The organism is Paenibacillus sp. EB106-05-06-XG162 (assembly GCF_058791655.1).
In genome coordinates this window covers 408,583-421,257 of sequence record NZ_JBYTDT010000002.1, presented here as the reverse complement: position 1 = coordinate 421,257, position 12,675 = coordinate 408,583, and the positions used below count along the sequence as shown (strand labels likewise).

Sequence of the window (12,675 nt, the reverse complement as noted above, 5' to 3'; positions counted from 1 at the left end):
AAATAACTATTAATATCAAGAAATTTATAAAAATAAATAAGAATCGTATTTAAGATAGAAAAATCCCACATCAATAAGATGTGGGATTTTGATTATTGTTCTAATCTTTATTCGTGCCTAATCTGATTGCGTAAGTATCCATCTATAAAGGCATCCAGATCGCCGTCCATCACAGCTCCGACATTTCCTGTCTCCACTGCCGTCCGATGATCTTTAACCATACTATAGGGATGGAATACATAGGAACGAATCTGACTTCCCCAAGCGATATCCGACTGTTCTCCACGAATTTCATCAAGTTGCTTCCGTTGCTCCTCGATCTTACGCTCATATAACTTGGAACGAAGTACGGTCATTGCCCGCTCACGGTTCTTGATCTGTGAACGTTCCGTCTGACACGTTACGACGACGCCTGTCGGGATATGCGTAATCCGAACAGCGGAATCCGTCGTATTAATGTGCTGACCACCCGCACCACTCGCACGGTACGTATCGATCTTCAAATCCTCTGTTCGAATATCAACTACGACATCATCTGAAATCTCTGGCACAACATCGCAGGATACGAAAGAGGTGTGGCGGCGACCCGATGCATCGAATGGCGAGATCCGTACGAGACGGTGTACGCCCTTCTCTGCTTTGAGGTAGCCGTATGCGTTGAAGCCCTTGATCAAGAGCGTTACACTCTTGATCCCTGCCTCATCACCCGGAAGATAATCGAGCACTTCGACTTTGAAGTTCCGCTTCTCGGCCCAGCGAGTATACATCCGCAGCAGCATTTGGCCCCAATCTTGGGACTCTGTACCACCCGCTCCCGGGTGCAACTCAAGAATCGCGTTGAACTTGTCGTACGGCTGGTTCAGCAGCAGCTGAAGCTCGAATGTCTCCAGCTTGCTCATCAGGCCCGCCACATTAACATATAGCTCTTTCGCCAAATCTTCATCCTGCTCTTCTGCCGCAAGCTCGAGCATCATCGTCGTATCTTCATACTCTTGATTCAATGATTGATATTGATCGACGGCCGATTTGACCACGTTGAGCTCAGCAATAATGCCTTGGGCACGCTCATTGTCGTCCCAGAAGTCGGGCGCAGCCATTTTGACCTCGAAATTCTCAATCATCTCTTGCTTCATATCTAAGTCAAAGAGACCCCCTAAGGTCAGATAATCTCTTTGCAATTTCGCGTAAATCCTGTTTCACGCTTGGTTCGATCATTCCATCCACCTCATCTGGCTTCACATTCGTCGTTAGACGGGAAGATTACTTCCCGTGGCACTGCTTATATTTCTTACCGCTGCCGCATGGGCATGGATCGTTGCGTCCGATTTGCGGCTCGTTATGCACTGGTTGCTTCGTCGCAGGTTCGCTGCTGCTGTTCGTCGAAATTTGGCTCTCTTCCACGACAGCCTGACGCTCTTGGTTGCGTTCTACTTGTGCTTTCATGATATACGTCGCCACATCCTGCTGGATTTGGCTAATCATCTCATGGAACATTTCGAAGCCTTCAAACTGGTACTCGCGAAGTGGATCCGTACCGCCATATGCACGTAAGTGAATCCCTTGACGCAGATGATCCATCGCATCAATGTGATCCATCCATTTGCTATCTACGGCGCGAAGCACGATAACCTTCTCGAACTCACGCATCATTTCTTCGCCCATAATTTCCTCACGTGCTGTATAGCGCTCTACAACAAGACCCATGATGAATTCCACGATCTCTTCTTTTTCCTTGCCCCAAATGTCGTCTTTCGAGATTTGGTCGGCTTCGAGGAGCGTGTTGTTCGCCCATTCTACCACTTCATCCAGTTCCCAGTTCTCTGGGATATCTTCCGAACAGTGCGCTTCGACAATACGTTCGATGGTCGGCTTGATCATATCGAGCACAATTTCACGAATATTATCGGAGAAAAGAATCTCGCGGCGCTGCTTGTAAATAATCTCACGCTGCTGGTTCATCACATCATCATACTGAAGGACAATTTTACGAACGTCGAAGTTGCTGCCTTCAACACGTTTCTGAGCGGACTCAACCGCACGTGTAATAAGACGGCTCTCAATCGGTGATTCCTCATCGAAGCCCAGACGATCCATCATACCAGAGATATTCTCTGCACCGAAACGTCTCATAAGCTCATCTTCCATCGACAAGTAGAATTGCGAGGAACCTGGGTCCCCTTGACGTCCCGCACGACCCCGGAGTTGGTTATCAATCCGACGGCTCTCATGGCGCTCTGTACCAATAATATGCAACCCCCCAAAATCGGAGACACCTTCACCTAATAAAATATCCGTACCACGGCCAGCCATGTTCGTCGCGATCGTAACGGAGTTCGCAATCCCTGCATCCGAGATGATCTCCGCCTCTTCCGCGTGGTATTTCGCATTCAAGACTTTATGCTGTACACCTTTGCGCTTCAGCATTTCCGAGAGAAGCTCAGAGTTCTCGATCGAAATGGTACCGACAAGCACCGGTTGCTTATTCTTATGACGTTCCACGATTTCATCGACAACCGCTTTAAACTTACCCATTTCTGTCTTATAGACGACATCCGGCATATCCTTACGAACATTCGGACGGTTCGTAGGGATCTGAACCACTTCAAGACCGTAGATTTTCTTAAACTCTTCTTCCTCAGTCTTCGCTGTACCTGTCATCCCTGCGAGTTTACGATACATCCGAAAGTAGTTCTGGAATGTAATCGTCGCAAGCGTCATGCTCTCGTTCTGAACATCGAGATCTTCCTTCGCTTCAATCGCTTGGTGAAGACCATCGCTGTAACGACGACCTTGCATGATCCGGCCCGTAAATTCATCGACGATCAAGACTTCGCCATCTTGAACGACGTAGTCAACGTCACGACGCATGATCACATTCGCTTTTAACGCTTGTAACACGTGATGATTCAAAGTCACATGGCTTTGATCGAACAAGTTCTCGACTCCAAATGCTTTCTCTGCCTTCGCAACACCGGCATCCGTCAACGCAACGGATTTCACTTTAATGTCTACCGTGTAATCCTCTTCCGCCGTTAAACGACGAACAAATCGATCCGCAGCAAAATACAGCTCCGTCGATTTCGCGGCTTGTCCTGAGATAATGAGCGGTGTTCTCGCCTCATCGACGAGGATGGAGTCCACTTCGTCAATAATACAGAAGTATAGTGGGCGTTGAACCATTTGCTCGCTATAGAGCACCATGTTGTCCCGCAAGTAGTCAAATCCGAACTCATTATTCGTTCCGTACGTAATATCGCAAGCATACGCAGCCTGCTTATCTTCATGACTCAACCCGTTCAGGTTAACCCCAACCGTCAAGCCAAGGAATTCATAAATTTGAGCCATCAAGGCACTATCCCGCTGTGCGAGGTAATCATTGACGGTGATGACGTGTACGCCTTTACCGAGCAATGCATTAAGGTAGACTGGCAAAGTACCTACGAGCGTCTTCCCTTCCCCTGTCTTCATCTCTGCGATCTTGCCTTCGTGAAGGACCATACCGCCGAGCAACTGTACATCAAAGTGGCGCATACCGAGCGTCCGAATCGAAGCTTCACGCACCACGCAAAAAGCTTCTGGCAATATGTCATCTAGCGTTTCGCCTTTTTCAAGACGCGCTTTAAATTCCTCCGTTTTCGCTTTCAACTCTTCGTCCGAAAGCGTCTTGTACGTCGGTTCCATTTCGTTGATCTGGTCAACCGTCTTCATGAGGCGTTTCACTTCGCGCTCATTCTGGTCGCCAAATATCTTTTTAACAAGTCCTAGCATGGGTAGACCCCTTTCGTATTTCGTACAAACAGATGGTTTGCAATAAATTGTAACAGTTTGTGGGTATTGTCGCAACAATCGAGTATGGACATTACGTATATACTTACGCGCTAACAGGTCGGATTGTTTCGAAAACTTTCCATCAAAAATATTTCCATTCTGTGTATATCTTAAAATTGTAATTCCTATGGGCTTCCTAAAGCTAGAAAAAGCCTGACTCCCCGGGAGGAGTCAAGCTTTGTAATTCACTTCAATGTATATTCATTTCAATGTTTGTTGATCCTATGATTAGTCTTGCTCGATCAAGCCGTATTTACCATCATTGCGACGGTATACAACATTCACTTGATTCGTGTCCATATTGGAGAAGACGAAGAAATTATGTCCAACCATGTTCATTTGCAAGATCGCTTCTTCCACATCCATCGGTTTCAATGTAAATCGCTTCGTACGCACCAGCTCAAGGGTATCCTCTTCATCCTCTAGTGCAACTGCTGTGGAGCCTCCATCAACGATTAGGGATTTCAAGCTGCCCTCTTGACGGAATCTGCGGTTTAATTTGGTTTTGTGTTTACGAATTTGACGCTCTAACTTATCAATTACGGCATCAATCGAAGCATACATGTCATCTGTCTTATCTTCGGCGCGAAGCATCAAGCCTGGCAGAGGAATCGAAACCTCAATGCTATGTTTGTCCTTGATTACGCTCAATGTAACATGTACCTCAGAGGTAGGCGGCACTTCAAAATACTTTTCCAATCTACTTAGCTTTTTCTCTACATACTCTCTTAAAGCATCTGTCACTTGGATATGTTGGCCTCGAATGCTGTATTTCATAGGGCACTCCTCCTTTGCTTAGCTATATTATAACACAGCTCTGAGCATACTTCAAAATTCCTTTACAATGAAAGTGGCGTAGTTGTTTCCTTTGATGGGCGCTTGTCAAAGACTGTTCAGAACTATTACAGAAGTGTTGCAAAAGAAGTTCTAGAAGTAACAAAAAAACCCTAGAACATGTCTAGGGCTTTCTCTAGCTAAACTATCGATTTAACCATTGAACCTTATGTAGCTCGGCATCAATGCCGGTATGATTATAATTTAATTACGTTAGCTGCTTGTGGTCCGCGAGCACCTTCAACGATGTCGAACTCAACGGATTGACCTTCTTCTAAAGTTTTGAAGCCTTCAGATTGGATCGCGGAGAAATGTACGAATACGTCCCCACCATCAGCAGTTTCGATAAAACCATAACCTTTTTCTGCGTTAAACCATTTTACTTTACCTTGCATTCAAATACATTCCCTTCGTCTTCAAATGAAAGTGGAGTACGTCCACAAGGTTGAATATACCACCGTATGGAAGCGGTGTCAATGATTTTGCAGGAGTTTTTGTAAGCGGTGTCATCCAATTCCTATCTACACATCAAAAGATTAACATTACCTTCGATAATCTCGTAGAGCAATGTCCCTGTTAACCAACGCATCCCAAGTAATTAAAACTTAATTGAATTCGGTTTCCGTTCTAAGCTCCCCACTCCTCGCACTCTTCTTTCTACATACTGCAACTACATACATGGGCTGTGCATCCTTTACCTCGCTAAGAGGGCTTAGTTGGGTACTTAATACTGCATCTTGCAAAATAGGCGTAGAACTCACGCCTAACTCCCGAGCTTTCCTCATAACTTGTGTATAGTATGTATTCGCATCATTAATAAATGATTGACCATATAAATTTACAATATCATATTCTTTTAAAAGTTCACCTACAAATTCCACCGTAGTATATTCAAATTGATGATGAGGGTTCAGTGGCCGTTCATTAAAGAATATGCCTGGATTCGTAATTGCTCTATTCGGAGTGGAGACTAAGAATAGTCCTCCATCTTTCAGAACCCTAGCAGACTCTTTAATCCAAAATGCACCATTATCAATATGTTCAATCGTCTCAAAAGAGACTACCATATCAAAGGTACCGTCATTGAATGGTAAGTCATTAACGTTACCTACTGCGAAATCCACACTCGTTGAACCATAGGTTAAACGAGCACTCTCGACACTTTCACTAGAAATATCCACGCCCATTACATAATGTGCTCCAGCTTCCTTAATCATCTTACTTCCGTATCCCGCACCACTGGCGGCATCCAAGACAATTTTTTCATTAGCAAAACTGCATGCTAACTCATATCGTGCTAGATGTTCTTCGAGCACATTATTAAACTGATCTTTTACTGTTTTGTTGATTACCAATCTTTCTCCAGTAAACAAGACATCATTCTGTTCAATGGATAATATATTATCTTCTTGACCACATGTTAAGTTACTCCTCAAGCGCTCAAGAAGTTGGACTATTTCTTCATCGTTATCTTTTAATTGTGTTGCATAATGAAGTGCTAGTTCGTATTCATTACATTGTTCAAGAAAACAGCTTAAATTCATTAACGTATCTCGATTAGTATCGTCATACAATAGCGCCTGTTGTAGTAGTGGGAGAATATTATCATATGTTCTAAATTCAAAGCTCTTGATTGCTAATAGATTACAAATCGCTACTTTTTGGATGACATAATCATTAATAGTATTAATCACATCATCTATTCTAAATATCCCTTCAGTAACTAGAGAGATCAACTTATTAGCACTCTCTTCTAATTGTAATTCTTGGTCAATGTAACTTAATAGTTCGTGTAGCTCACCTGTCTCCATCTTATCCATTATCCACCCTCCTAGAAAACTTATTTTTGAAACTCGCGTTCTTGAGCTAACTTTTCGATTAATTGCAAAATAGTTGCATCTTTATTCGGTATATACTGAAGCCATTCGATTGCAAGGTCATAATTCTCTAAGTGATACATCACGAGTCCTAAATTAAATAAAGTACTAGAGTTCATTTCATCTATCTCAAATGCTTTATTAAGATAGGGTAGCGCTTGCTTTGTGTGACCACGATCTATCAGTAGAACTGCCAAATAATTCAGTAGTGCATCTGTCTGACTAGTAGCGCTCTGAACAATAACGTCTAACACAACATCATGGTCGTAATTAAGTAGTCGTTTTGTATTGGTCTCTATATCCTGTTCCTGAATCAATTGATTAACAATCTGTTTAATTTCACTACTTAAATCATATTTTTTAAAAGTCATTAAGTACTTCTCGATCATATATTGTTTCTCAGGAATTTGATGATTTACATGTTTCAATTTCTCAATAAATGTTTTATCAGTATCCGATATACTTGAGGTTACTCCTACTATACTAGTTTGCCCCCAATCAGATGAATTCATTATTTGATCGCAATCTTTATAAGAGAAGTAACGAACTACATCTCTTCCCAAATCATCTCTTAGAAACCTGTCTATTATTCTAAAATAGTGAGTATTAGGAACTTCAATTAAAAGCCCACCATATGAATTTAATAACTCATAATAGTGTGAAACCTCCCGCATTAAGTCAAAATCTAACGGATCACTAATAATAATGTAATCGAAATAACCTTTCTCATACTCATTTGAATTGATTGTAGCCACAAATTTAGCTACATTAGCTTTATGAACATCCGGTTCTTCACCATGTAGTTCTGCATCTGGAAAACGATTGCGGATTTCTGCCAAGTTTGCTCCTAAACCACAACCAATCTCTAGAATGCGAAGTGATGATGAATGAATGGGCTTTATTTGATTTACTAAATTATAATTTATTTCTGCCAACCCATTAGGATCAATTGACCATTTTTCGTAAAACTTCTGTTTATTGGTATTTAACAGTTTCAAATAACCGTTAACATTCTCCCTAAATGAAGTGCTCCCAAAATGATGGATAAAAGTATCCTTACATAACATTAATTTATATCCCGCCAATCGAATGCGCAGGCAATAATCATCATCTTCATAATTACCTGGTGTAAACCTCTCATCTAATAAACCTACTTGACTAACTACAGATTTTTTTATAAGCAAATTATAACCAATTAAGCGTATTCGCTCTTCCCATTTTTCTGGATCCGAAAGGTTAAATTCAGCAGCAAACTGATGCATCTCCTCTACTGTATTATATGGCACAGAGATAGATTGATAATTCGCACAGTTGTTGGTCACGGAACCTACAGCCCCAATACTTTCGTCACTATGAAGACAACGCAACATATTATCCAGCCAATTTTTCGTAACAATCGTGTCGTTATTCAACAGTAGAATATGATCACCTGTCGCTAATTCAATCCCCTGGTTACATGCTTTAGGGAATCCTAAGTTCTCAGTATTAAACACTGCAAGAATATCTTCTTGTTGATTTAGCCAATCAACAGTACCATCTGTCGAGTTATTATCGACTACAATAATCTCATAATCAAGATGGTTGGTATATCTACGAATACTTTCAATACAAAGTTGGTTATATTTCAGCTTATTAAAAGTCGCAATGATGATACTTGTCTTCATAATGATCCCCCGAATCCATGGTGAGTAGAACTTAAAACTATATCGACATTTTTCTATATTTTAGTTAGCATAATCGGTTCGATAAAAATATGTACTAAATAATGCTTAGTCGATTAATCGCCGGTTGATAATGATATACCGCTGATTTCTTATAATACTCTACGGCCTTATCCATCTTACCCGTAACTTCATTAAAAACCCCTAGGTTATACAAGGCTTTAAAGCTTCCCGTCCCGATGACATTGTCGTACTTCTCGTTTTCCCCTATTTCCAGACAACTCAAATAAGATTGTTCTATTCGAGAGAGATAGGCGATATACTTCTCCGGATCACTTAAGATAAGATCCAGGAAGAACACGCCACTAACAAAATGGAAATCAGCATAGTCATATAAGTGGATATGTTCCCGCTCAATGACCTTCAACCCCTCTTCCCAGTTTTGGGTTGCAACGATTGCATATATATAAGCTACAATTACATTCGGAGCATAAGCTTCTTTTCGTGTTAACAACTCATAAGCTCTGACAAGACTTTTATAAGCCAACTGGTCCTGTTGCAGACCTGTATATTCTTTAGCAATCTGATAATAGAAATAAGGATCATTCGGGTGATGCTTTATCTCCTGCTCCAATATCGGAATATTGCGATCCGATTTATTCTTTTGATAATAACCGTCATGTTGAACTTCAACATTTAGCTTAATTCTCGGTAAATCTGATTGGACTTGCTCATGAATTCTCCCTTGGTAGGATAAACCAGAAGGAAAGAGTCTTGTAGCGAATGAATGTGCATAACCAGTACCTTCCTGATCTGCAAATTTGCTGACAATCTTAATCCTACCAAGCGCATGATGCTGCCCTATAAAATTCCTAATTGTTTCTCTGCAATCATTAGCAATGTACTCATCCGCATCAAGAATTAGATTCCAAGCACTGGTTGAATGCTGCAATGCAAAGTTTCTGGCATCTGCAAAACTTCCAGTCCATTCAAAATCGTAAACCTTAGCACGGTAGGATCGAGCAATTTCTTTTGTATTATCCTTGGATCCCGTATCTATGATTACAATTTCATTTACTATTCCCTGCACACTTTCAAGACATCTACGTAATGTTGCTTCTTCATTTTTAACGATCATGACTAATGACAACGATATGTTCATAATATTCCCTTTCTATAGTGTGATATCTACTGCACGTACTGTCTCTATTCATTTTATATCGACATATTTCGTCAAATGCATAATAATTATATAAAGTCAGATAATGGATCTTATAGATTCCTGATATTCTAGCTCAATTTTGCCGATATATATTATATAATTCTAATTTTGGGGGACCCAATGGAAAACTTATTATCACTATGCATGATTGCTAAAGACGAGGAAATGGTGATTGAACGCTGTCTCACAAGCGTTCAGGGTTTAGTGGATGAGATCATCGTGGTAGATACTGGATCAACAGATCGAACGAAAGAAATTGCGTTCCAATTTACGGATAAAATTTATGATTTTCAGTGGACGAATGATTTCTCAGCCGCAAGAAACGAAGCGATTCGCAGAGCGACAAGCAAATGGATTCTTATTATGGATGCAGATGAATATATCAATTCAGACGACCACCATAAAATCAAGAGTTTCCTTGAACAGTCAGATCATACACTACCACAAGGCTTTATCTTGCCTATTATTAATTTCACAGGAACAGAGAATTCCGGCAATATGATGGAATCATTTGCTGTCCGTATATTATGCAATCATCCTGAAGTAAGGTTTTACAGACCGATTCATGAACAAGTTCTATATAAAGAAGTCGAATTACCTGTGCACAAAATGAATTGCAATATTTTTCATACGGGATATACCTATGAAACAACGATAAAAAAGAATAAAAGAGAACGTAATCTCTCGATTTTCAATGAAATGAAGAGAAATAGACAGTTTGACGAATACGACTATTTCACGCTTGCAAATGAATATGATGCTTTAGGAGATTATACGAAAGCCCTTTATTACTATAGACGAGCCGACACGAAGAAATCTCAGAACAAAACCTTTATTATCCATTGCAAATATAAGATCATTACGATACTTGCCCATTTAGGAAGGGGAAAGGAAGTCTTTGATGTCGTTGAAGAATGCATTCAACGATGGCCAAAATATATTGACTTCATGTATTTGAAGGCACATTATATAAACCTCCTTGGTTTTTCTACTGAGGCTGCTGCACTATTCGAGCAATGTATTCAAATAGCAGATGAACAATCAAGAAATGATCAGAACTTCTGGTTTATCTCACCCACTTACAGCAAGTTGATCTATAACGAATTAATTGATATTTATATCAAATCTCATAATTATTCTATGGCCGTCACGCTGCTTATACGGCTCATTGAATCAAAAACTGATGAACTTAAAGATCTATCAAAATTAATCCACCTACTATTACAAACCGACACCGTTCCAGACATGATCGCGCTGCTAAATCGACTCTATTCTGTAGAGTCTACAGAATCTGCGTTACGACTGTTACAAGCCAGTCTGATTGTTGGGAATCGTCCATTGTGCGAGTATTATTACCTTAAATGTATGGCTCTAAGTGTTAAACTTGAACCTGAATATATGCTTCATTATGCTGCGGTTATGAATGACAAATCGTTATTCTTTAAGTACCTGCAAGCAGAAGAAAGTCGTTCGACACCGGCACATTTCAATCGCCTTATTGGTACTGCTCTCTGTTTATGGAAGGACGCTTCATTAATAAATCACCTTATTTATACTGAGGATAATTCGACTGCATTTCATACATTGCAGAATCTGTTAGTAGACCATCAACAGACATCGGAAAACATCGACAGCACGATCATTTATCAGCTACTTACAGATTTATTTAAATCAGAACATTACGAGACGTATGACTGGCTGATTAATCGCTACCCTGATCTTGCTGATACACTCGCTAATAGACTTGGTGATTTTCTCTACTCTACACAACAAATCGAGATTGCCTTTGATTATTACTCTATGTTGTTAGAGAAGGATACACTAAATGCAACAGGCTACGAGAACATTGCACTATATTACCTTAAATCAGGAAACATTCCCGAGGCTTTACCTTTTCTGAAGAAAGCTCTTGATCTTACTCCGAATAAACTGCATTTATATACGATATTACTAAGGCATACTTCTGATCAAGAAGATAAATTGAAATATTCCAGGAAATTTAATAGCCTTTATTCGCACTATTATGGTATTCCTTTCATGAAAGAATTGCTTCTATAATCGAGAAAAGCTGGTTCGATCCAAGATCAAACCAGCTTTTCTTATTTCTTACGATCCACAAAGTATCCCTCTGTCTGATAGAATACCCCAGAATAGGCATTCCTGGACTGAGTTCCTGCTCGAATCTTATCAATTTGCTCCTTGGCTAAATCACGATATTTCACGAGCTTGACATGTAGAGCTTGCTCCAAAGCAATAGACTCTTGAATGATTCCCCTTGTCTCAGCACGTTGACTTAATTGAGAAATCCATGGCGTTAACTGTTCCCGCAGCTGCGCTTGTTCCTCCTGCAGCTCTGCTAGCTGTTCGTAATGTGATTCTACTTCAAAATCAAGTTCAAACAGCATAGCCGAGATTTCTTTCATCCGATGCAAATCTACGATAGCGGCTTCCAGACTCATGCGTTTACCTTGGGCTTTGAATTAAACTGCTTCATCGCTTGAACCCATGTATCCCGTAAATCTGTCATGAGAGCGATACATTCGTCAATATTATCTGCGTTGCCACTCAAATTCGCCTGAAACAATCTTTCCTTCATATAGGCGTATAGAGATTCCAACTGATTGGATAATTCATAATCTCGATCTAACGTAATTATTAATTCGTCAAGAATATCCACAGATTTCTTAATAAATGTATTCTTCAACTCATAATCTTGACGCAAGATGGCGTCCTTCGCTTGTTTCATAAATTTAATGCATCCATTGAACAAAAGGGTTGTTAATTCCCATGGTGCAGCTGTCTGCACCTGCATTCTCAAATAGGTGTCTTGTGCTTGATGATTAATCAAAGGGGATTACCTCTTTTCGTCTATAATTAACCCGGATAGCTCCTGCAACTTCACAATAAGATCAACGATCTTCTCCGAAGGTACCTCGCGGACAATTTCATTCGTTTCCGCGTTGATGATTTTAACGATCATATCACCTGTTTTGTCATGAAACTTATACTCAAGCCGGGTATCCAACCCTTTTAACGCTTTATTCACTTTCACGAGTGCCTTCTGAAGCGCAGCATCTGAGATGGAAAGCTCATTCGGTTTCATCTCTAACAATTCTGTTGACGTTAATACTCTATCATTGCCCTGTCCTACGTCATTGCCACTGATGCTCACTTCCGAGGATGACTGTACGCGAATGTTGGACATGGAATTGGATGCGATTCTATCTAGCAAATCTATCACATTCCTCTCTTC

Annotated in this window: 11 protein-coding genes; 1 reads left to right on the top strand and 10 read right to left on the bottom strand. The window is 40.5% G+C overall.

The genetic code is table 11. The annotated features are described in order from the left end of the window. Positions 1-107: 107 nt before the first annotated feature. From prfB to AC3WU2_RS07695, 7 genes are all read right to left on the bottom strand, one after another. Positions 108-1,215, bottom strand: a protein-coding gene (prfB, locus tag AC3WU2_RS07725; RefSeq protein ID WP_492452874.1) for a peptide chain release factor 2 whose coding sequence is annotated in 2 segments (ribosomal slippage) — positions 108-1,142 and positions 1,144-1,215 — 1,107 coding nt in all. Because the reading frame shifts where the segments join, the coding sequence is not laid out codon by codon here. A 45-nt stretch (positions 1,216-1,260) separates the two neighbouring features. After that, positions 1,261-3,768, bottom strand: a complete 2,508-nt coding sequence (gene secA / locus AC3WU2_RS07720) for a preprotein translocase subunit SecA (protein ID WP_492452872.1) — start codon at positions 3,766-3,768, stop codon at positions 1,261-1,263. Positions 3,769-4,056: 288 nt separating this feature from the next. Further along, positions 4,057-4,605, bottom strand: a complete 549-nt coding sequence (hpf, locus tag AC3WU2_RS07715; RefSeq protein ID WP_018754768.1) for a ribosome hibernation-promoting factor, HPF/YfiA family — start codon at positions 4,603-4,605, stop codon at positions 4,057-4,059. A gap of 254 nt (positions 4,606-4,859) precedes the next feature. Beyond that, entirely contained in the window at positions 4,860-5,057 is a 198-nt protein-coding gene (locus AC3WU2_RS07710) for a cold shock domain-containing protein (RefSeq protein WP_018754767.1), read from the bottom strand. A 210-nt stretch (positions 5,058-5,267) separates the two neighbouring features. Next, the gene (locus tag AC3WU2_RS07705; protein WP_492452869.1) at positions 5,268-6,482 is read right to left on the bottom strand and encodes a class I SAM-dependent methyltransferase; all 1,215 of its coding nucleotides are present in this window, start codon (positions 6,480-6,482) and stop codon (positions 5,268-5,270) included. Between the two features lie 20 nt (positions 6,483-6,502). Further along, the gene (locus tag AC3WU2_RS07700; protein ID WP_492452867.1) at positions 6,503-8,203 is read right to left on the bottom strand and encodes a glycosyltransferase; all 1,701 of its coding nucleotides are present in this window, start codon (positions 8,201-8,203) and stop codon (positions 6,503-6,505) included. A 94-nt stretch (positions 8,204-8,297) separates the two neighbouring features. After that, positions 8,298-9,362, bottom strand: coding sequence for a tetratricopeptide repeat-containing glycosyltransferase family 2 protein (locus tag AC3WU2_RS07695; protein WP_492452865.1), 1,065 nt, complete (start codon positions 9,360-9,362; stop codon positions 8,298-8,300). A gap of 180 nt (positions 9,363-9,542) precedes the next feature. Between AC3WU2_RS07695 and AC3WU2_RS07690 the strand changes: the two genes are divergently transcribed. Next, positions 9,543-11,480 (top strand): glycosyltransferase family 2 protein, encoded by a 1,938-nt coding sequence (locus tag AC3WU2_RS07690; RefSeq protein WP_492452863.1) that lies wholly within the window; start codon positions 9,543-9,545, stop codon positions 11,478-11,480. A gap of 41 nt (positions 11,481-11,521) precedes the next feature. Here the strand turns inward: AC3WU2_RS07690 and AC3WU2_RS07685 are convergent, their stop codons facing one another. From AC3WU2_RS07685 to AC3WU2_RS07675, 3 genes are read right to left on the bottom strand one after another with little or no spacing between them, the layout of a single operon-like run. Beyond that, positions 11,522-11,881 carry a hypothetical protein gene (locus tag AC3WU2_RS07685; protein ID WP_492452861.1) on the bottom strand — a complete coding sequence of 120 codons (360 nt, stop codon included), beginning with the start codon at positions 11,879-11,881 and terminating at the stop codon, positions 11,522-11,524. Then, positions 11,878-12,270 carry a flagellar export chaperone FliS gene (gene fliS, locus AC3WU2_RS07680; RefSeq protein WP_492452859.1) on the bottom strand — a complete coding sequence of 131 codons (393 nt, stop codon included), beginning with the start codon at positions 12,268-12,270 and terminating at the stop codon, positions 11,878-11,880. Before fliS ends, AC3WU2_RS07685 begins: the two co-directional genes overlap by 4 nt. Positions 12,271-12,276: 6 nt before the next feature. Further along, positions 12,277-12,654 (bottom strand): flagellar protein FlaG, encoded by a 378-nt coding sequence (locus AC3WU2_RS07675; protein WP_492452857.1) that lies wholly within the window; start codon positions 12,652-12,654, stop codon positions 12,277-12,279. Positions 12,655-12,675 lie beyond the last annotated feature (21 nt).

What these genes read in the sequence shown, in the direction of transcription:
- AC3WU2_RS07700 (WP_492452867.1), bottom strand. Translation starts at nt 8,203, where the DNA reads ATGAAGACAAGTATCATCATTGCGACTTTTAATAAGCTGAAATATAAC.
- hpf (WP_018754768.1), bottom strand. Translation starts at nt 4,605, where the DNA reads ATGAAATACAGCATTCGAGGCCAACATATCCAAGTGACAGATGCTTTA.
- AC3WU2_RS07690 (WP_492452863.1), top strand. Translation starts at nt 9,543, where the DNA reads ATGGAAAACTTATTATCACTATGCATGATTGCTAAAGACGAGGAAATG.
- secA (WP_492452872.1), bottom strand. Translation starts at nt 3,768, where the DNA reads ATGCTAGGACTTGTTAAAAAGATATTTGGCGACCAGAATGAGCGCGAA.
- AC3WU2_RS07710 (WP_018754767.1), bottom strand. Translation starts at nt 5,057, where the DNA reads ATGCAAGGTAAAGTAAAATGGTTTAACGCAGAAAAAGGTTATGGTTTT.
- AC3WU2_RS07705 (WP_492452869.1), bottom strand. Translation starts at nt 6,482, where the DNA reads ATGGATAAGATGGAGACAGGTGAGCTACACGAACTATTAAGTTACATT.
- AC3WU2_RS07685 (WP_492452861.1), bottom strand. Translation starts at nt 11,881, where the DNA reads ATGAGTCTGGAAGCCGCTATCGTAGATTTGCATCGGATGAAAGAAATC.
- AC3WU2_RS07695 (WP_492452865.1), bottom strand. Translation starts at nt 9,362, where the DNA reads ATGAACATATCGTTGTCATTAGTCATGATCGTTAAAAATGAAGAAGCA.